The organism is Halopseudomonas pelagia (genome assembly GCF_009497895.1).
GTDB classification, from domain to species: domain Bacteria; phylum Pseudomonadota; class Gammaproteobacteria; order Pseudomonadales; family Pseudomonadaceae; genus Halopseudomonas; species Halopseudomonas pelagia_A.
Window position 1 is genome coordinate 3,391,766 of record NZ_CP033116.1, and the last position, 20,957, is coordinate 3,412,722.

Annotated in this window: 17 protein-coding genes; 7 read left to right on the forward strand and 10 right to left on the reverse strand. The window is 55.9% G+C overall.

Annotated features, from left to right (window positions below; all coding sequences use genetic code 11):
- Window positions 1–170 precede the first annotated feature (170 nt).
- Window positions 171–1,634: an MBL fold metallo-hydrolase RNA specificity domain-containing protein gene (locus tag EAO82_RS15655; RefSeq protein ID WP_096347500.1), complete on the reverse strand. Its 1,464-nt coding sequence runs from the start codon at window positions 1,632–1,634 to the stop codon at window positions 171–173.
- Window positions 1,635–1,912: 278 nt separating this feature from the next.
- Here EAO82_RS15655 and EAO82_RS15660 point away from each other — a divergent pair, with 278 nt between their 5' ends.
- The 7 genes from EAO82_RS15660 to EAO82_RS15690 all read left to right on the forward strand — a co-directional run bounded on the left by EAO82_RS15660 (window position 1,913) and on the right by EAO82_RS15690 (window position 9,776).
- Window positions 1,913–2,353 carry a low molecular weight protein-tyrosine-phosphatase gene (locus EAO82_RS15660; protein ID WP_096347501.1) on the forward strand — a complete coding sequence of 147 codons (441 nt, stop codon included), beginning with the start codon at window positions 1,913–1,915 and terminating at the stop codon, window positions 2,351–2,353.
- A 30-nt stretch (window positions 2,354–2,383) separates the two neighbouring features.
- On the forward strand, window positions 2,384–4,609 hold the full coding sequence (locus EAO82_RS15665; RefSeq protein ID WP_096347502.1) for a polysaccharide biosynthesis tyrosine autokinase: 2,226 nt from the start codon (window positions 2,384–2,386) through the stop codon (window positions 4,607–4,609).
- 91 nt (window positions 4,610–4,700) lie between these two features.
- Window positions 4,701–4,961: a hypothetical protein gene (locus EAO82_RS15670; RefSeq protein WP_096347503.1), complete on the forward strand. Its 261-nt coding sequence runs from the start codon at window positions 4,701–4,703 to the stop codon at window positions 4,959–4,961.
- A gap of 87 nt (window positions 4,962–5,048) precedes the next feature.
- Window positions 5,049–6,158 carry a polysaccharide biosynthesis/export family protein gene (locus EAO82_RS15675; RefSeq protein ID WP_096347504.1) on the forward strand — a complete coding sequence of 370 codons (1,110 nt, stop codon included), beginning with the start codon at window positions 5,049–5,051 and terminating at the stop codon, window positions 6,156–6,158.
- A gap of 11 nt (window positions 6,159–6,169) precedes the next feature.
- Window positions 6,170–6,835: a YjbF family lipoprotein gene (locus tag EAO82_RS15680; RefSeq protein WP_096347505.1), complete on the forward strand. Its 666-nt coding sequence runs from the start codon at window positions 6,170–6,172 to the stop codon at window positions 6,833–6,835.
- On the forward strand, window positions 6,832–7,650 hold the full coding sequence (locus tag EAO82_RS15685; protein ID WP_096347506.1) for a capsule biosynthesis GfcC family protein: 819 nt from the start codon (window positions 6,832–6,834) through the stop codon (window positions 7,648–7,650). Before EAO82_RS15680 ends, EAO82_RS15685 begins: the two co-directional genes overlap by 4 nt.
- 74 nt (window positions 7,651–7,724) lie before the next feature.
- Complete coding sequence (locus EAO82_RS15690; protein ID WP_096347528.1) at window positions 7,725–9,776, forward strand: YjbH domain-containing protein; 2,052 nt, start codon at window positions 7,725–7,727, stop codon at window positions 9,774–9,776.
- A gap of 51 nt (window positions 9,777–9,827) precedes the next feature.
- Here the strand turns inward: EAO82_RS15690 and EAO82_RS15695 are convergent, their stop codons facing one another.
- The 9 genes from EAO82_RS15695 to EAO82_RS15735 form a co-directional block, all read right to left on the reverse strand.
- Complete coding sequence (locus EAO82_RS15695; protein WP_096347507.1) at window positions 9,828–11,222, reverse strand: phosphomannomutase CpsG; 1,395 nt, start codon at window positions 11,220–11,222, stop codon at window positions 9,828–9,830.
- A 955-nt stretch (window positions 11,223–12,177) separates the two neighbouring features.
- A complete protein-coding gene (pgi, locus tag EAO82_RS15700) occupies window positions 12,178–13,824 on the reverse strand; it encodes a glucose-6-phosphate isomerase (protein WP_096347509.1) in 1,647 nt (548 codons plus the stop codon).
- Between the two features lie 2 nt (window positions 13,825–13,826).
- Window positions 13,827–15,122: a UDP-glucose dehydrogenase family protein gene (locus tag EAO82_RS15705; protein ID WP_096347510.1), complete on the reverse strand. Its 1,296-nt coding sequence runs from the start codon at window positions 15,120–15,122 to the stop codon at window positions 13,827–13,829.
- Window positions 15,123–15,133: 11 nt separating this feature from the next.
- A complete protein-coding gene (gene galU / locus EAO82_RS15710; RefSeq protein WP_096347511.1) occupies window positions 15,134–16,015 on the reverse strand; it encodes a UTP--glucose-1-phosphate uridylyltransferase GalU in 882 nt (293 codons plus the stop codon).
- A gap of 184 nt (window positions 16,016–16,199) precedes the next feature.
- Complete coding sequence (locus EAO82_RS15715) at window positions 16,200–16,796, reverse strand: acetyltransferase (protein ID WP_096347512.1); 597 nt, start codon at window positions 16,794–16,796, stop codon at window positions 16,200–16,202.
- Entirely contained in the window at window positions 16,793–17,812 is a 1,020-nt protein-coding gene (locus EAO82_RS15720; RefSeq protein ID WP_096347529.1) for an MraY family glycosyltransferase, read from the reverse strand. Before EAO82_RS15720 ends, EAO82_RS15715 begins: the two co-directional genes overlap by 4 nt.
- 38 nt (window positions 17,813–17,850) lie before the next feature.
- Complete coding sequence (locus EAO82_RS15725) at window positions 17,851–18,813, reverse strand: UDP-glucose 4-epimerase family protein (RefSeq protein WP_096347513.1); 963 nt, start codon at window positions 18,811–18,813, stop codon at window positions 17,851–17,853.
- Window positions 18,810–19,937 carry a non-hydrolyzing UDP-N-acetylglucosamine 2-epimerase gene (gene wecB, locus EAO82_RS15730; protein ID WP_096347514.1) on the reverse strand — a complete coding sequence of 376 codons (1,128 nt, stop codon included), beginning with the start codon at window positions 19,935–19,937 and terminating at the stop codon, window positions 18,810–18,812. Before wecB ends, EAO82_RS15725 begins: the two co-directional genes overlap by 4 nt.
- Window positions 19,930–20,940 carry a polysaccharide biosynthesis protein gene (locus EAO82_RS15735; protein ID WP_096347515.1) on the reverse strand — a complete coding sequence of 337 codons (1,011 nt, stop codon included), beginning with the start codon at window positions 20,938–20,940 and terminating at the stop codon, window positions 19,930–19,932. The genes wecB and EAO82_RS15735 overlap by 8 nt, the downstream gene beginning before the upstream one ends.
- Between the last annotated feature and the right edge of the window lie 17 nt (window positions 20,941–20,957).

Below are 20,957 nucleotides of genomic sequence, written 5' to 3' on the forward strand. Positions count from 1 at the left end.
CATGCGCAACGAGCGCTCACGCCGCCTCGATCCAGCCGCCATAGAGGCTTTAAAGGTCGGCGATGTTAACTGTGGGAATAGGCAATTTACAAGTCTTGACAGCGTTATAATGGCTAATTGGGACAGTCGGGTGGCCTCAGTTGCCATAATGGCAGAAAGGCATAAAGCTCTTATTCAGTAGGAATAATGATTGATACTTCCCGGCCCTTTTTAGCGGATTGGGCCTGCAACACTGTCGCAAGCTCTGCCTTGGCTGCCTGATCGCCATGGACCAATCTGACTTCCTGCGGCCCATGACGCATTCCCGTTATAAAACCCACCAGACCCTTTTGATCGGCATGGGCCGAGTAGCCGCCCAAGGTATATACGCTGGCTTTGATCGGATAGCGCTCTCCGTCCAGCTCAACATAGCCGCCTTGTGGTCCATATTGTTGAATGGCTCTGCCGGGAGTGCCTTGGGCTTGGTAACCGACGAAGACCACGTTGTGCCGTGAGTCGCCGAGCATGGCCTTTAGGTAATTGACTACGCGGCCGGCATTGCACATGCCGCTGCCGGTAATGACGATGGCGGGTTGGCGGGTATGAGCTAGACGGTTGACCATTGCCTGGTGCTGGGCGTGGGTTTCAACTGTAAGCAGTTGCTCGAAGCCTAGAGGTTTACGGCCCTGGGTTACCCGCTTGAGGGCTTCTTGGGCCCACCAGGGTTTTAGTTGGCGGTAGAGCTTGGTGAAGCGGGTGGCTAGAGGAGCGTCGAGAATAATAGGGAGGTCGTGCCAGGGTGACTTTTGAGCATTCTTTTTTGCTTGGGTGGTAATGATGTCTTCCAGTTCGTATAGCAGCTCCTGGGTGCGGCCGATGCTGAAGGCGGGAATGATGACCGTTCCGCCATCTGCAAGTGCACTTTCCAATACTTTCTGAAAACGGGCACGGCGGGTGTGACGGTTTTCGTGCAGGCGGTTGCCGTAGGTACTTTCCAGCACCACTATGTCTGCCCCCCACGGCGGCTTGGGTGCTGGCAGCATTGGCGCGTGGGGTGCGCCTAGGTCGCCTGAGAATACGATGCGGCGGCTGCGTTTCTCTTTTGGGTAATTTATATCGCACTCTATATAGGCGGAGCCAAGAATGTGGCCGGCGCGCTGAAAGCGAATGCGGCAGATTAAGTCAGCACGCTCCACCAGAGTGACCCATTGTTTATAGCGATGCCCTACCAGATGCTTACCTACTTGCTGCACAAAACGATCAGCCAAAGCTTTATCACGTTTGATGCCGACCAGAAAGGCATCCTCTAATACGGTAGGCATTAATAAAGCGGAAGGTTCTGTGCAGTGGATAGGTTGTTTGAAGCCCGCCGCCACTAACCAGGGCAGCCGCCCTATATGGTCTATATGCACATGGGTGGCAATCAAGGCCCGCACGCTGTCTATGCTGAACTGCACAGCCAGGGCATCAGCTCCTGCATCGCCACCGCCTGAGGTTTCCGCACCCTGGAACAAGCCGCAGTCGATCAGCAGGCTGTCTTCAGGGGTGAGCCATAGCTGATGACATGAGCCAGTAACGCCTTTGACGGCGCCATGATGCTGAATAAATGGAAAAGATTTTTCGGAAGATTGTGAAGCCGAAGTGTCAGCGGGCATGGGCAACTCCTTTGCCGATGAAAATGTGACGCCCAAAATAACGAGTCGAGCTGTGAATTGCTGAGACCTGCAGCACATTTTTGCGTAATGCGTTGGTTTGCAATGATAAATGCATGGCGCGTCAAGCCACTGACGGAAATCTGCCACTGGAAAGCGCCATCTTTTTAACATCAACGACCAACGTTGCTTGACCCTGTGAGCCCTAGAATCTAAAGTTGCGGCTTTTAAGAAGTCGCTGACCAAGCACCGGACAATCAAGCAAGCATGTTTACAAATCCATGATCGATTCAATACTGGTTGTTTGCGTTGGCAATATCTGCCGCAGCCCTACAGCTGAGGCGCTGCTGAAAGCCAAGCTGGAAGGCAGTGGCATCACCGTCAGCTCAGCCGGTTTGGGTGCCTTGGTGGATAAGCCGCTGGATGCGACGGCTACCCAGGTACTCGAAGCCGCCGGCTATAGTTTGCCAGAGCACAAAGCGCGCCAGATTACCTCCAGCATGCTTCGTCAGGCGGGCCTGATTCTGGCCATGGAGCAGCGGCACATCCAGTCTATTCACGCTATGGCGCCTGAAGCGCGAGGCAAGACCCTGTTGCTGGGCAAGTGGCTGAACAACTGTGAAGTGCCAGACCCTTACCGCCAGCAGTTACCCGCCTTCGAGCATGTTTACCGAATTCTTGACGAGGCAACCAGCGCCTGGCTGCCCTATCTCAAAAAATGATGTCTCTTTTTCAATGGAAATGATCCTTTAATGCAGAACACGCCCACCTCCCCTGCCAATGCCACCAGTGACGAAATCGATTTGTTAGCGCTGCTTGGCGCGCTGATCGATCACAAATTCACCATCATTATCTGCACGCTGGTTTTTGCCTTGGTGGGGGTCGCTTACGCCATGCTGACAACGCCAGTGTACGTCGCCAATGCAGTGATTCAGATTGAAGAAAAATCACCGGGTATCGGCAATTTGTTGGGCGAAGGTGGCGCTGGCGATATGTTCTCGACCCCTTCCGCGGCGGTGACCGAAATTGAACTGCTGAAGTCTCGCAGCGTGATTGGGCAGGCCGTGACCAACCTGAAGCTGAATGTGGTCGCTGAGCCCAATTTATTTCCGGTAATAGGGGCGTTCTTTAACCGCCGCTTTCAGAGTTTACCAGAGCAACCCGTAGCTGAGCCGTTCCTGTCAATGGATAGCTACGCCTGGGGCGGAGAAGTAATCGATATCTTCCAGATTGAAGTGCCACCGGCTTACCAGAATGAAGAGCTGACACTGCGTGCAGGTGATAACGGCAACTTTGTGCTCTATGGGCCAGAGGATGAAATGCTGGTTGAGGGCGAGGTTGGCGAGAGCATCAATGAATCTGGCTTTAAACTGCAAGTCGCCGAGCTCGTCGCCCGGCCTGGTACTGAATTTACAGTCATTAAAAGCGACCCCTTAAGGACCACCTTAAATTATCAGAACGAGATCGCCGCCAACGAAAAGGGTCGGGATTCCGGAATCTTATCCCTCAGCTTGCAGAGCCCAATACCAGAGCACGCCGTAAGGACGCTTGATGAGGTGAGCCGGCTCTACGTTCGGCAGAACGTCGAGCGTAAATCTGCTGAAGCACAGCAAAGCCTGGACTTCTTGCAAGATCAATTACCTAAAGTACGACAAGACCTGGAAGCGGCTGAGAATGCATTAAACGCCTACCAGTCCAGTGCCGGCTCGGTTGACATCACAATTGAAACCCAAGGCGTGCTTGATCAAGTGGTAGAGCTGGAAACCTCTATCTCTGAATTGCTGCTCAAGCGCTCCGAACTGGAACGCCGTTTTACCCGACAGCATCCCAGCTATCAGGCATTGGTGGAGCAGTTGGGCCAGCTTGAAGCACGCCGCGATCGCCTGGTTGAGCGTGTAGGCAACCTCCCGGAAACACAGCAGGAATTATTGCGCTTGGCCAGGGATGTAAAGGTCAGCACCGAAATTTACACCGCCATGCTCAACACTTCACAAGAACTGGATATAACCAGAGCGGGTACCGTGGGTAATGTGCGCATTATTGACGAAGCAGTGGTAGACACCCGTGCGCCCGTCAAGCCCAAGAAAGCGCTGATTGTAGTGCTGGCAACACTGCTGGGTGCAATGCTCGGCGTGGCTATCGCCTTGCTGCGTCACGCCCTTAACCGTGGCATTGAGAACCCGGAGCTGATCGAACAGCTTGGTTTGCCGGTATACGCGTCTGTGCCCTTTAGTAAGGATCAGCAGGTACTGGAAAAAAGCTTCAAGGGTAAGTTCACTACCCAGGGGTCGCACCTGCTGGCCGCGACCAACCCAGCGGATCTGGCAATTGAATCGCTGCGCAGCCTGCGCACTAGCCTGCATTTCGCGATGCTGGAAGCCAAGAACAACGTACTGATGATTTCTGGCCCCAGCCCCAGCGTGGGCAAGTCTTTCGTTTCCGCCAACCTGGCGGCGATCGTCGCGCAGACCGGCAAGAAGGTAGTGCTGATTGATGGCGATATGCGCAAGGGCTATGTGCACGAGCTGCTGAACAAAGAGCCCGAGCCCGGCCTGTCCGGCTTGCTGGTCAGCACGCATACCCTGGCTGACGTGATTCATAAAACTGAAGTAGAAAACCTGCACTTTATCAGCCGGGGGCAAATACCACCGAACCCCTCTGAGCTGCTGATGCACGCCAATTTTGAAACCTTGCTGCAACAGCTGAGCAAAATGTACGACCTGGTGATTATCGATACACCACCTATTCTGGCGGTGACCGATGCCGCCCTGGTCGGCCGTCTGGCCGGTACCAGCTTGATTGTTACGCGCTTCGGCATGAACCCGGCACGTGAAATTGAACAAACGCTGTTGCGCTTTAGAAATAACGGCATTGAAATCAAGGGTGCGATCTTCAACGCGGTGGAGAAGAAAGCCTCAGCCTATGGCTATGGCAATTACGGTTACTACCAGTACGAGTACAAGTCAGATGCGAAGTAAATGGCATTAGGGGTTCACACAAGCTAACTAATGCGTATAATCGATTGCAATATTGGAATTTAAATTTTAGTCGTAAACAAGGAGACGAGTTATGAAAAAACAAGTTTTTGCATTGGTGACTAGCGGTTTGCTGCTCGCCTCCGGTATGAGCTTTGCTCAAGATGCTGACACCACTTCCGCTACTCCTGCTGCTGGCACCACCAGCTCCAATGCTGGTGCAGCTGGCACTGGCGGCATGACTGCTGGCAAGATCGCACTGGGCGTAGCCATCGTTGGCGGCGCAGTTGCAGCTGCTTCTGATAGCGGCGGCTCCGGCTCTGGCACTACTACCGCTACTACTACCACCCCGTAAGCCGGTAGCAGTAATCAAGGCCACCTAGATTCGTTTAGGTGGCTTTTTTATTGTGTAAATTCGAATAATAAGGCAAGTAATCCGACCATGAATCGATACCCTCTCCTTGCGCTAGGTGCTTCTGCGCTCTTTCTTCAGGCCTGCATGTTCTCCCCCGGCATGCATATGGATACGGACCGACTGATCAGTGATGATTCCGCAGAAAACAGCCTGGTTGAGGTGGTCGAGATTACGCCGAAGCTGATCGCCCAGGACCAATCCGTCAACGGTAAAATGACTATCCCGCAGGCGCTGCTGGACTACCAGCCGGAGAACTACCGGATTGGCGCCAACGACGCATTGTTTATTACCGTGTGGGACCATCCCGAACTGACCATTCCTGGCGGCCAGCAGCAACCTTCCGGCGCTAACGCCCGTGTAGTGCGTGACGATGGCACGCTGTTCTACCCCTTTATCGGTAACGTTCAGGTAGAGGGGCTGACGCTGGAAGAACTACGGGAAATTATTGCAGATCGCCTGGCCCGCTTTATCGAGCAGCCCCAGGTTGACGTCAATGTTATTGAGTACAACAGCCAGAAGATCATTGTCAGCGGTGCATTTATGAATCCCGGTTTCATTCCGGTTGATGCCCAGCGCCTTACCTTGTTGCAGGCAGTTGGCTTGGCGGGCATTGATCCGGAGCGGGCAGATCTTTCGAACTTGACCCTGACCCGCGATGGCACTACTTACAACCTGGATTATGACCGGCTTACCAGCAACACCAGCAATATCGGCGAAGTCTATTTGCGCCGGGGCGACAAGCTGCACCTGGGTTTGAACGATTCCCGCAAGGTTTTTGTAATGGGTGAAGTTGGCACTCCACGTGCACTCCCCTACAGCACCAGCCGTATGACCCTGAGCGAAGTATTGGCTACGGTTGGCGGGCCATCTCCTGAGACCTCCAGCGGTAAAGAGATATATGTGATTCGCGGTGTCGAGAACCTGGAAAACGAGCGCGCTACCATTTTCCAGCTTAACGCCGCCTCCCCTTCCGCGTTTATTCTGGCAGATCAGTTTGAGATGGAGCCACAGGATGTAGTGTTTGTTGGCGCTGCCGAGGTTACCCGCTGGAATCGCTTTATCAGCCAGATCTTCCCCTCTGCGAACATCCTGCGTACTGGTGTGCTGATTAACGAAGATGTCAGCAACAACGACTAAAGGGGCCTGCGGTGATCAACCTTGCACACGCGGGCGCGCTTTGCCTTGCAGCGCTGGTGCTGGCTGGCTGTAATTCAACCACCAGCACTGCCTACCGCACTATCAATCTGGCTATCAGCGGGCCTGAATCCAGTATCACCGCCGCACAGGTAAATCGCCTGGGGCGGCCAGGGTTGCTGGCGACGTTCGGCTTGTCTGAAACGTTGCTGGTGCAAGCTGGGCGTTCCGGTTCTTTCGCCGAATGGCACGGACCCGCGCAAATGCTGGTGACCCATAATGGCCGACTGGTGCAATCCGCTGGCATACCTGAACAGGGCGACATCATTGCCCCGCTGCTGCGTGATGACCCCTTTCTTGGTGACCTGCGCGCCTTGGCTGAGGGCTATGAAGTTACCCGCATTATAGATATGCCCGCTCGCTTTCTGACCAATATTCCCCAGCACGCTCGCTACCGCAGCGGCCCGGTCGAAACCATCGACATCATGGGCGTTGAGCGTGAGCTGCAGCGGGTGGATGAAGCCATCAGTATGCCCAGCATTGATTTCAAGACCACCAATTATTACTGGATAGACCCGGCCAGTGGCGCGGTGCTAGCCAGCGCTCAGCATCTCGCGCCTGATTTGCCGGTGCTTTACCTCACCGAAGTGACTCCGCTTGATACGGAGCAACAACCATGAGGCTCTGGCTGAAAAAGCTGGGTTTTAAACCCTATGCACTGGTCGCTTGCCTTGCGTGCTTGCCCGGCGTGGCACAGGCGCAAGTTGTTGGCGCAGACCCAGCAGCCAATATCACCGGTGTACAGATTGGCGGCGAAGTCATCAAACCTGGTATCTATGACTTTCCGCCAGGCGCGCGGCTGCATGATGCATCCGTTACCGGCCAGATCAATTCACGAGCCTGGTTCCTGGGCGCTGCTTTACTGCGTGAAAGCGCCCTTGAAGAGCAACAACGGCTTAAAGTCGGGCTGCTGTTTGAGCTCAATGCCAATCGCATACATGCACTGGCGCTGGAGAATGCTGAGCTGCATGAACTGGTTACCCGCTTGTACCGGGCGGTGGCAGCTATGCCCGTCACCGGGCGTACTGTGGCGCAGCTTGATCCTCTGCAACAACTGATACTGGACAACAACGCCTTGTTGGAAAGTGGCGACCGCCTGCTGTATCCGCGAAAAGCAGAACAAGTGCGGGTGACCGGGGCGGTCAAGGCGGATTGTGTATTGCCGCATGATCCCAGCTGGCAAATGCACGATTACCTGAAGGCCTGCCAAAGGCATCCACTTGCTGATCGCAATAGCGCCTACCTGATACAACCCAATGGTACCTGGCAGGAGTACGGTATCGCCTACTGGAACCTGCAGCCCACGGTTGTGGCTACAGGTGCGGTTATTTACCTCCCCACTCAGCACAACAAGCTGTCACCCGCTACCCGTGACCTGAACAGCGATATGGCGGCCATGTTGGCTACCCAGTACCAACTGGGGGGGTCGTTTTAGTGAGTAAAGTGATTTTGCGTTCTGTTTATCTTGTGCCTGTGTTGATTGCCGGCTTGGCGTTACCCACCAGTGTCATGGCTGACCGCTACCGCACTACCCAACATGACTTTGGTGGCGTGGGCCTGTTGCAAACCCCCACCGCTCGTATGGCGCCCGAGGGCACCTTCAGCTTTAACGCCAACCGCACGTCACCGTACAGCCGCTACAGCATCTCCATGCAGCCGCTGCCGTGGATGGAAGGCACGCTCCGGTATATTGCGATCAGCAACCGGCGTTATAGCCAGGAAGATGAATTCAGTGGTGATCAGAGCCTGAAAGATAAGGCTTTTGACTTCAAATTCCGCCTGCTGCAGGAAAGTTACTGGCTGCCTGACCTCTCGGTCGGCTTCCGAGATCTGGCAGGTACTGGCTTGTTCTCCAGTGAATTTGTGGTGGCGAACAAACGCTTTTATGATCTGGACTTCAGCCTGGGTGTGGCCTGGGGTTACATAGGTAACCGCGGGGATTTCCGCAACCCACTGGGCTTTCTCGGTGACGATTACGACTCCCGAGAAGCCACTACTGTGGGCACCGGTGGTGACTTCAGTATCGACAACTATTTCCGCGGCCGGCCGGGTATTTTTGGTGGCGTGGAATACCAGACGCCCTGGGATCCGTTACGCTTCAAGATCGAGCTGGATGGCAATGACTACCAGAGCGAGCCGCAGCAGAACAACCAGGATCAAGATTCGCCAATCAACCTGGGGGTGGTTTACCGCCTGACCAATGGTATCGACCTGAGCCTGGGCTGGGAGCGCGGTAATACTGCGATGTTCGGTATTACCATGCATGCCAACCTGAAAGACGACCCTTTTCCATCCAAACTGCTGGACCCACCGCCGGAGCGGCGTGAGCCGTTGCCTGCGGGTGTAAGTGCGCAATCGGTAGACTGGGCAAACGTCAGCGACCGCCTGCGTGAAAATGCCGGCTTTGTCGTGGAAACTATTGAGGTCAAGGATCGCGAGCTGATCGTGACCGGCGAGCAGAAAACCTTTCGAAATCAGGCCCAGGGCCTGGGTCGTGCCAGCCGCATTCTGGATAACAGCACCGGCGAAGGTACTTATGACTGGTACACGTTGGTCAACAAGCCACGCGGTATTGCCGTTTCCGAAGCGAGCATTGATGCCAGCCGTCTACGCGATCTGGAACAGAACCGCATAGATGAAATGGCCATGCGCCGCTCTACCGTGCTGGCCACGCCTAGCGTGCTGGATACCGAGCTGCTGCATACCGAGCCGCTGGAGAAGTTCACCTACGGCCTCTCACTGGGTTACAACCAGAACGTCGGCGGCCCGGACGGGTTTATTCTTTACCAATTCCTGGCTCGAGTTAAAGGCGAGTACCGCTTCAAGCGTAACCAGTGGCTGCACGCCAGCGTTGCGGCCAACCTGATCAACAACTTCGACAAATTCCGAGTTGAGGGCGAGAGTGAGCTGCCGCAGGTACGCACCGACATTCGCGAGTACCTGACCAGCTCAGACGTTATCCTGGAAAACTTCCAGTACACGCATACCAAACGTCTGGATCGTGACCTGTATGCGATGGGTTACGGCGGCATGCTGGAAAGCATGTTTGGTGGTGTGGGTGGTGAAGTACTATACCGGCCTGCCGGCGGCAATTGGGCAGTGGGTGTGGACGCTAACTGGGTGCGCCAGCGTGGTTTCCGCCAGGACTTCAGTTTCCGTGACTATTCGACCCTGACCGGCCATTTCACTACTTACCTGCAGACCAATTTCTACAATGTGCTGGTCAAGGCCAGTGCCGGACGTTACCTGGCTGGTGATATCGGCGGTACGCTGGATCTGTCACGGCGCTTCAACAATGGCATTACTGTGGGTGGCTACGCCACACGAACGAATGTGTCTTCGGAAGAGTTTGGTGAGGGTAGCTTCGACAAGGGCATTTACTTCACCTTCCCCTTCGATGCCTTCTTCGCCCGCTCCAGCCAGTCTCAAGGCACTTTGGGCTGGAACCCGCTGACGCGGGATGGTGGCGCCAAGCTGAGCCGATTCTATTCGCTGTATGACCTGACTCGGGATTCCGATACTGATCGGTTCAATGACGGGTTCAATAGCCTGCGAGATTAAGCAGGCACTGATAAAGGATGGGCGCCAGGCATCTCAGCCTGGCGCGTATTCTTATATCGCTTTGATTGCATCCAGCAGCTTCTGCGTTTCCTGTTCCATCAACGCCTGATCACCCCGGCTCTCGACGTTCAAGCGAATCACCGGTTCGGTGTTGGAAGCCCGCAGGTTAAAGCGCCAGTCAGCAAAGCAAATGCTCACACCATCGGTATGATCTACATCCAGTGCATCCGGAGCGTATTTGGCTTCAATCGCCTCAAGCACCTTGGGCGCGTCGGAGACGGTTAAATTGATCTCGCCCGAAGACGGATACGCCGCAATGCGCTCGTCGACCAGTTCCGACATCGGCTTGCCCTTCACGCACAGCAGCTCGGCCACCAGTAACCAGGGGATCATGCCACTGTCGCAGTAGGCGAAGTCGCGAAAGTAGTGGTGAGCGCTCATCTCGCCACCATATACCGCGTCTTCGGCGCGCATGCGTTCCTTGATAAAGGCATGCCCGGCCTTGGTCTGGATTGCTTCACCGCCGCCCTCTTGTACCTGCTCTACCGTGTTCCAGACCAGGCGCGGGTCGTGGATGATCTTGGCACCGGGTTCTTTCTGCAAGAAAGCCTCTGCCAGCAGGCCGACGATGTAATACCCCTCAATAAACCGGCCTTGCTCATCAAACAGGAAGCAACGGTCAAAATCGCCATCCCAGGCAATGCCCATGTCCGCCTTGTGTTCCAGCACCGCATCGCGCGTCATGCCGCGGTTTTCGGTGAGGATCGGGTTGGGAATGCCATTGGGGAAGCTGCCGTCAGGTTCGTGACAGATGTTGATCAGTTCGACCGGTATCTCAAGCCGCTTGAACGCCGCTTCCAGCGCATCGATTGCCGGGCCGGCAGCGCCGTTGCCCGCGTTCACGAGCAGTTTCAGCGGGGTGAAGTTGGCTGGTTCGATATAAGTGAGTAAGTGCTGAATGTAGGCTTCGCGGGTATCTACCCGTTCATAGTTACCGCGTTCTGCGTCAGGCACCGTTGGGTCACGGCCGTCTACCAGGTCATAGACATTGGCTTCAGCCAGCTCACGAATTTGCACCAAACCGGTGTCCGCCGAGATGGGTCGCGAGCCTTCGCGCACCAATTTGAGGCCGTTGTAATCGATCGGGTTGTGCGAGGCTGTGACCTCGATGCCGCCCTCTACACCCAGATGGAAGGTAGCGAAGTACACTTCTTCGGTACCAGCCAGGCCGAGGTCCAGGACGTTCACGCCTTCGTCACGCAGGCCATTGGCGAGGGCCATTTTCAGTGCTTCGGAGGTGTCACGTACGTCGCCGCCGAGCACGATGCGGTCGGGCTTGAGCCACTGGGCGAAGGCCCGGGCGATGCGGTAGGCGATATCTTCGTTAAGCTGCGTACCGAGCTGGCCACGGATGTCGTAGGCTTTGAAACAGGTGATCTCAGACATGGTCTTCCCCAGTTAAAAGAATGCGTGGCGCTTGAATGCAGTTCATGGCGCTAATTGATACAGACCGCGAAGGTCAAAATGGATTCCCGCTTTCGCGGGAATGACGGTGGTGGGGGCGGGAATGACGGTGTGGGTGTCATTCCCGCCCTACTCCGGCATCCTAACCTTTTCCGTCATCCCCGCTCCTTTCCGTCATCCCCGCGAAGGCGGGGATCCAAGCGGTGGCTCGTTTGGCACCAAAGCCGAAGAACCCCGCAAGTCCGATTGGATTCCCGCCTTCGCGGGAATGACGGGAGTGGGTGTCATCCCGCCCTACTCCGGCATCCTAACCTTTCCGTCATCCCCGCTCCTTTCCGTCATCCCCGCGAAGGCGGGGATCCAAGCGGTGGTTTGGTTGGCACCAAAGCCGGAGCACCCCGCAAGTCCGATTGGATTCCCGCCTGCGCGGGAATGACGGGAGTGGGTGTCATCCCCGCGAAGGCGGGGATCCAAGCGGTGGCTCGTTTGGCACCAAGGCCGGAGTACCCCGCAAGTCCGATTGGATTCCCGCCTTCGCGGGAATGACGGCGTGGTGGGGCGGGAGTGACGGGATACGGGAATGAGCAAGTGCGCGTACATCACCGTGTAGGGGCCGGAATGAGAGAATGTGGGCGAGACTGGCAGTTCTATATGACCAGCACTGAAACCGGCAGGAAATACACCGCGCATCTTACTCCTCCGTCATCCTCGCGAACGCGGGGATCCATCTTTGCGATACCCGTATGCGACAGCTCACCCAACCCCCAAACCCGAAAATCAAAATGGATTCCCGCCTGCGCGGGAATGACGGGAGTGGGTGTCATCCCCGCGAACGCGGGGATCCATTTTTGCGATGCCCGTGTGCAACACCTCTCCACACCTCCAAGCCCGAAAGTCAAAATGGATTCCGCCTCCGCGGGAATGACGGGAGTGTGTGTTACCCCCGCAGAATCTTCTCCAACAACCCCGCCGTTGACCCATCCGTACTCGACAACGCCGCGCCTTCACCGCGTATCTGATCCAGCGTATCCACAGCAATCTTCTTGCCCATCTCAACCCCCCACTGATCAAAGGGGTTGATGTCCCACATTACCGACTGCACAAACACCTTATGCTCATAGAGCGCAATCAGCGCGCCCAGGCTATAGGGCGTCAGCTCATCGAGCAGCAAGGTAGAGCTCGGCTGGTTACCGCGATAGCGTTTGCTGCGTGGCATATCCTCCGCGCCTTTTACCGCAGCGTCGCCCAAGGCCAACAACCGGGACTGGGCCAGACAGTTGGCCAACGCCAATTCATGCTGCGCCAGCAACTCAGGTGCGGCCTCATCGTGCTGGGCTTCCAGGTAACGCCGTGCCGGCACGATAAAGTCGCAGGTCACGGCCTCAGTCCCCTGATGCAGCAACTGATAAAACGCGTGCTGCGCGTTTGGCCCTACGTTGCCCCAGATAATCGGGCAGGTAGCGTACTCAACGGGTTCACCGGCGCGGTTGACGCTCTTGCCGTTTGACTCCATCTCCAACTGCTCAAAATAGTTCGGCAGCTCTTTCAGGCGGCCGTCATAGGGCAGAATGGCGTGGGCGTTGATGTCCAGAATATTGGTATTCCACACGCCGATCATGCCCAGCAGTACCGGCAAGTTGTCCATCCAGGGCGTGGTGCGGAAATGCTCGTCCATGTCATAGGCGCCGGCGAGCAACTCACGGAAGCCCTGCATGCCGATGTTCAGCGCAACCGGCAAGCCGATCGCCGACCACAGCGAGTAGCGTCCACCTACCCAGTCCCACAGGTGCATCTGGTTCTGCGATGGGATCCCCCACTCGGTCATCTTGCCTAGCGCTGAAGACACCCCGAGAAAATGGCAATCGAGCAAACCGGTGCGCGCCTCGCCCAAGCCGCGCTGCAACCAATGTCGGGCGGTGGCTGCGTTGGTCAGCGTATCGATAGTAGAAAAGGATTTTGACGAGATAATGAACAACGTCGAATGCGGGCTGAGATTGCCCAGCAACTGAGACAGCTGGCTGCCATCCATGGTGGAAGCGAAGTGAATACTCAGCGGGGATGGCGATGGCAGGCGCGAATCGGTTAACGCGCCATGGACCATCAATGGCCCCAGGTCAGAGCCGCCAACGCCGATGTTCACCACATCAGTAATAGCCTCACCGGTAGCGCCGCGCCACTGCCCGGCGCGAATCTGCCGGACTATCTGCTCCATGTGTTCTATCTGCGCATGCACCTTTCCGGTGATGTCTTCGCCATCGATCTCGCAGATCGCAGTGGCGGGCAAACGTAACGCCCAGTGCATAGCCGCGCGGTCTTCGCTGTTATTGATGCGCTCACCGGCAAACAGCGCGTCAATCCAGCCCTGCAACCCCTGCGCTTCGGCGAGCTCCATCAGGTGGGTCAGCGTTTGCTGCTCAACACGCTGCTTGGAAAAATCAAACAGAATCGGGCCCCACTGCCGATGCAGTGTTTCAAAACGCTGGCTGTCCTGTGCAAACATGTCGGCCAGATGCTTGCCCTGCATCGCCTCGCCATGGCGGATCAACGCCTGCCAGCTGGCACCTTGAGGTTTAATGGTCTGCATGACTAGCGTCGCCCTATGCCGTAGTATTCAAATCCGCTTTGCTTGATAAAAGCAGGGTCCCAGACGTTCCTTCCGTCCAACAATAAGGGGCTGCTCATGTTCATCTTCAAACGCAGCAGGTCTGGGCTCCAGTAGGTTTTCCACTCGGTCACCAACATCAAAGCATCTGCGCCAACCACTGCTTCATAAGGATCGGTGTGCAGCACCAGGTCTTCACGCTCGCCGGCCCAGTCTGCCAGCGCGCGCAGAGCGCGTGGATCGTGCACATGTACCTCAACGCCTTGCGCCCAGAGGGCTTCAAGCAGTTTCAATACCGGGGAATTATCAATACGGGAGGATTCAGGCTTGAACGCCGCACCCCAGATCGCCACCTTGCGACCGCGCAGGCTGGTACCGTAGTGCCGCCAAAGCTTTCGAAACAATGCTTCTTTCTGCCGCTCGTTGATGTGCAGCACTTCATCCAGCAACTGCGCCTGCATGCCGCTGACCTGCAGCGTGGATGCCAGGCTCATCACATCGCGGGAGAAACTCAGGCCGCCAAAACCGCAGCCCGGATACAGATAGGATTCGCCAATACGTTTATCTGCGCCCATCCCCAGGCGCACACGTTCAATATCCACATCCAGGCTATCGGCCAGGTTGGCCATGTCATTCATGTAGCTGAGCCGGGTGGCGAGCATGCCAGTGATGGCCAGCTTGGTGAATTCTGCTTCGCGCGGGCGCATATACTGGATGCCTTCCTTGCGGCGATTGAAAGGCCGCAGCAGCTCAGCAACGAGCAGCCGAGCCCATTCCACATCCGCGCCCAACAGCCAGCTACCCGCGCGCATAAAGCCCTGCAACGCATCGCCTTCAGTCAGCAGGTCCGGCAGGCTTACCACGGCGCTGCCGGTCGAACCTTCAGCTTCGTGGGCGGCAAGCGCCTGCTGCAGTTCTTCACTGCTGCCTACGGGGAAAGTCGACTGGTTGACTACCAGCCATTGGTGGGCTTTATTACCCGGAAGCGAGGAGACAATACTCTTTGCAAGGTAGATTGCGTCGGGGCTTAACGCTAACCAGATCACCTTGCTCTGCTGCGCCGGCGGTACGTCCATCGCGGACAGTACCAGGCGCCCTTCCTGGCTCTGCTCGGCCATCATGTCGGCCAGGCCAGGCTCGCGATAAGGACACTCGCCCCGCGCCAACTGCTTGCCGATGGTGCCTTCCGGCACATGCAGAAAGACCTGATTGCCCGCGGAGGCAAGCGCAGTGGCGCTGACCAGCGCGCACAAGGTATCGCCATAAACGTCCAAGTACATAATTGCGTCCTTTAGCGCTGGTATCGCGCCAGCATAGCCTGAAAGTCAGCACCCAGCTGCGGGTGCTGCAGCCCGTAAGCGATAGTTGCTTCTAAATAGCCTAGCTTATTACCGCAATCGTAGGAGCGCCCACGAACGTGATATGCCTCGACGCCAGACTGCTGCATAAGTGCGGCAATGGCGTCGGTCAGCTGAATCTCGCCGCCAGCGCCGGGGCGCGTCTTGGCCAGTAAGTCGAAAATACCGGCGGGCAGTATATAACGGCCCACGATTGACAGGTTCGAGGGTGCATCCTCGCGCGCTGGTTTTTCTACCACGCTCATCATCGCAGCGTGCTTGCCGGGCTTCAGCTCAACCCCATTCAGATCTACAACCCCGTATTGATGCACGCTGGCATAGGGTACGGGTTCGACCATGATCTGCGCGTGCCCGGTTTCAGCAAAACGCTCATTCATCAGATTCAGGTCGCCAATACTGCCAGCCTGCTCCACCAGAACATCAGGGAGCATCACTGCAAAGGGAGCATCGCCCACTACCTGGCGGGCACAAGCTACCGCATGCCCCAGCCCCAGTGCTTTGCCTTGGCGTACAGCCGTGACCTTCAATCCTGAGGGTGCGGTATCCCGCAGAATCTCCAGCAGCTCATGCTTGCCCCGGCGCTCAAGCTCGGCTTCCAACTCGTAGTTCACATCAAAGTGATCTTCTATGGCTTTCTTGCTGGAATGGGTTACCAGCACGATCTCATTGATGCCGGCGGCCAGAGCCTCTTCCACCACATATTGGATGACCGGCTTATCAACCACAGTCACCATTTCCTTGGGAATGGCCTTGCTGGCTGGCAAGAAACGCGTGCCTAGACCGGCAACGGGTAGTACGGCTTTGGTAACCTTCACAGCAACTCCTAAATTTTCGTCAAACGTCCTGTCGTTAAGAGGCTCGGCGCTCCAAAGAGTTCAAAGCTACCAGGCCTGATAGTGCTACCACTCATCACACTGCAGACTTTGAAACATGCAGGAGTCGTGCCTGGATCAGATATCAATCCTCCAGTGCTAGAGTTTAAACAAGGGATGACTGATTTCAGGTTACAACTGACTTGGCAGATCCACACAGCACAGTGCCTGGCCCTAAACGTGCGCCCGCTTCAACATCGACGTGATACCCACAACAGCTTCCTGCTTGCAACCAGGCGCGCGCACCTATCCTCACACCGCCTGCCAATTGCACGCCCACGCTGATATGCGATAGCTCTTCCATCACCACATCATGGTCCACAGTCGCATTCGCATTAATAATCACCCCGCGGCCTACTGCAGACCCAGTTCCGACCACAGCACCAGCCATAACCGCAGTACCGGCGCCAAGCGTCGCGCTCGAACTTACCCATGCACTGGGATGCACTATTGAAACCAGCTCGATACCTGCTCCCTCAATCACGCCAATCCACTGTTCGCGCACTGAATTGTTACCCACGGCGGCGATGGCGCCCTGGCCACGATCTGCCACCAGAGCGAGATCCGCGACCTTGCCGACCACCTCACAGCCCAACGCCTCAGTGACTTGCGGCCAGGCATCGTCCAGAAACAGGACTGACGACCATTCACCCCCTGATAGAGCCGATTCGGCTATCGATTTACCGTGGCCTCCAGCACCTAACACCAGCAATGTGCGACTCACTCCGGCACCTCCAGTTCACCCGCCTTGAACACAACTGCCAAGATTGCTAAAGGAGCATAAGCAATCATCAGGCCAAGCAAGGCATCAACATGCCCCAAGGCTACGAAACAGGCCCAGGGCAGTAGCCATAACAGGTTTACAGCCAGCACAGCCAAGGTGACCGGAAGGTGCGACCCGTACTTGCGGGAAGCGTATTGATAGGCGTGGCTGCGGTGGGCTTCGTAAACCTTGTCGCCCCGGATAAGTCTTCTCATCAGGGTGAAGGTGGCATCAGCAATAAACACGCCAAGCAGGATCAGCCAGCTGGACAATAGCTGCGGCTCTACCAACGCCGCCGCGAGGGTGAGCACGCCAAGCGCTATGCCCAAAAATCCACTGCCAGCGTCACCCATAAATATACGTGCAGGCGGAAAATTCCAAACCAGGAAGCCCGCCACAGAAGCGGCCAGGGCCAACGGCAATATCATTCTCTCTGGATAACCCATAAACCAATAAATCAGCGCCCCACCCACACACACCGTGATTGCCTCAACACTGGCAAGACCATCAATACCATCCATGAAGTTGTACAAATTGAGGAGCCAGACCAGAAACAACCCTACCAGCGGGTACACAATCCAGGGCGAGGTTAACGTCATCCCCAGCAGATGCAGCGGGGGCGCTCCAGGAAGCCAGAAAAGCGCCCATCCAGCACCGGCAAAATGTGCCAGCAGCCGCCAGCGCGCAGCAATATGGCCGTGGTCATCCAGAAAGCCAACTAATGCAATCACCAGACCGCCACCGCCCAGCGCAATCACAATGCGTTGCTCAGGGCCATCCTGGAAAAACAGGTACACCAGGACCAACAGGAACACGATCACTATAGCCACACCCCCGCCGCGCGGAGTCGGAATCGAGTGCGAGCTCCGAGCGTTCGGTACGTCGATCATGCTGGTAGCCAGCGCATATCGACGTAATACAAAGGTCAGTAAAAACGTAATCACGGCTATCGCCACGATCAGGAGTAACCAGGTCATCATCACGACTCGCTCGATTTATTTTTCTAATTCGAATGTCAAACGGTGGCGAGAAAGTGGTCTGCGGTCTTGCGCAGAGCACTGTCTACCGAAACAGGTGGCACCCAACCCAAGGTCTGCCGTGTGTGGCTGATATCGACCTGTAGCGAGCCGCACAACCGTTGCATCACAGCATCCTTGCCCAGCAGCTTGCCACCCAGTTCAAGCAGGCCTGCGGGCACGGGAAGAAGTCGCGCTGGGCGATCAAGCGCCTTGCTCATTCGCGTCAACAACTCTGTCGTAGAAAGATCCTCACCGTCGCTGACCAGAAACGTCTGGTTCGCTGCGGCGGGATGCTGAGTGCACGTCACAATCAGATCAACCAGATTATCGAGTGCAACAAGGCTGCGCTTGTTGTGTATGCGGCCCAGCGGTAGAGGGATGCCTTTATTCAGCCAGTTCATCATGCTGCGGAAGTTGGCTTTTACACCTGGTCCGTATACCAATACTGGGCGAATGATGACCACTTCCATACCGGTCTCTTGAGCAATCAGCCTCAGCCCCTGCTCAGCCTCCATCTTGGAGATGCCGTAGGGGTCCTGCGGAGTGGGAGTGTCTGCTGCGGTGTACGGCCGGCCATTATCCGTACCTTCACCATTGACCTTGATCGAGCTGATGAAGACAAATCGACGCACTCCCGCGGCGGCAGCCTGACGGGACAAGCACAAGGTGCCATCGACATTGACCTTGCGAAACTCGGTCAACGGGTCTGCTGACTGGTCATTCATAACGTGAACACGTGCGGCGCTGTGAATTACCGTGTCGATATTCGTGAGCACACCACTCCAATCAGCTGCGGCGTCCAGGTCAGGGACTTGGCAGCTACTGACTCCTGCCTGCTGGTTTTGGACCTCACTTCTGTAACCTGCCACCAGTTGGTGTTCAGAGCTGATGGACAAGCGCTCTACAATCGCCCTACCAACAAAACCGTTTGCGCCCGTCAGAAAAACCTTCATCGTCAATCCTTACGCCACACAGTACGGTTCACGTAGTCGGTGTAGCTGAGCACTACGCGCACTACCTGCAAGGAGACCGGGCCGCCTTCATAGTCCGGCACCAAAGGCGTGGTTCGCTTCCCTGCCACGTGCTGGCTGGTAATGACTTTGACCGCCGCCAGCACCGATTCCTTCTTCAGACCGCTCATGATCAGCGTGCCCTGGTCCATACCCTCTGGCCGCTCATGGGCGTTGCGCAGCGTTACTGCAGGCAGGTTGAGCAGCGAGGCTTCCTCGGTGATAGTGCCGCTATCGGAGAGGACGCAAAATGCGGACATCTGCAACTTGATGTAATCCAGCAGGCCATAGGGTTTGACGAAGCGGATAAGGGGGTGATCCAACGACTCCCCCAGTGCTTCCAACCGTTTGCGGGTGCGCGGATGGGTGGAAACGATTACCGGATAGCCGTATTCGTCTGCCAACCCATTCAGCGTTGCGAGGAGGTCACGCAGGTTACTGGGCGTATCCACGTTTTCTTCGCGGTGAGTGCTGATAACGAAGTATTTGCCCTCACTCAGACCTTCTCGGGCCAGTACATCGGAACGCTCAATCTTTGGCATGTAGTACTCAAGCACTTCCTGCATATGCGAGCCGGTCTTGATGATGGTCTCAGGCCGTATGCCTTCGGCGATGAGATAGCGACGGGCATGCTCGGTAAGCACCATGTTGATGTCAGAGAGATGGTCCAGCACCTTCCTATTGAGCTCTTCCGGTACCCGCTGATCAAAGCAGCGATTGCCTGCTTCCATATGGAAAACCGGGATCTTGCGACGCTTGGCAGAAATAACCGCCAAACAGGTGTTGGTATCGCCGTATAACAGAAGAGCATCAGGTTGCTCGAGCTCAAACACCTCATCCGCCTTGGCGATCACTTCTGCGATGGTCTTCGCTGCGGTATCTCCGGCAGCACCGAGAAAGTGATCTGGCTTTCGAATTTCCAGATCGTCGAAGAACACCTGATTGAGTTCGAAGTCGTAGTTTTGCCCTGAATGTACGAGGACGTGGTTAACCTGCTTATCCAGCTCGGCGATCACACGGCTCATCTTGATCAGCTCAGGGCGGGTGCCGACCAATGTCATAACTTTAAGCACTGAGCTGCTCCTGAATGTAATCCAGTTTTAGCAGCACATCTTTGATGCCCTGAACGCTCAAGCGCTCGGTGTTGTGCGAGGTATAGTCATCCTGCGCAGATATATCCAACTCACCTTCCACAAAAAATTTCTTGTAGTTCAAGTCGCGGTTGTCTGCCGGAATGCGGTAATAACGATCCATATCTTCGGCCTTGGCCATCTCCTCGCGAGAAATCAGCGACTCATACAATTTCTCGCCATGCCGGGTGCCGATAATATTGATCGGGTTATCAAAGGAGAACAGCTCTTTGAGCGCCTGAGCCAGATCAGCCACCGTGGAGGCGGGCGCCTTTTGCACAAAGATATCGCCTTGCTCTGCGTGCTCAAACGCATGCAATACCAGATCGACTGAATCTTCCAGCGACATTAGAAAGCGGGTCATGTTCGGGTCGGTGACCGTGAGCGGCTCGCCGCTCTGGAGCTGGCTGACGAACAGTGGAATTACCGAGCCGCGCGAAGCCATCACGTTCCCGTAGCGAGTCGCACAAATAACGGGGCCTGACTCTGGGATCATGCGCGATTTAGCAACTACGAGCTTCTCAGACATCGCTTTGGAGATGCCCATGGCATTGATCGGATATACGGCCTTATCGGTACTGAGTACCACTACTCGCTTGACACCGGTGGCAATCGCCGCGTTCAGCACATTCTCAGTCCCTAGAATATTGGTTTTGACCGCTTCCATCGGATAAAACTCGCAGGAAGGCACCTGCTTCAGTGCTGCGGCATGAAATATATAATCAACACCGACCATAGCCTGGGACACACTGGTGTAATCACGCACATCGCCTATGTAGAACTTGACCTTGTCGTTGGCCAGAGCGATGCGCATGTCTTCCTGCTTCTTCTCGTCCCGGCTGAATACCCGAATTTCCTTCACATCGGTATCGAGAAAGCGCTTTAACACGGTATTACCAAAGGAGCCGGTGCCACCGGTAATCATTAATACTTTGTTATCGAACATAAATAGCCCACCCACTA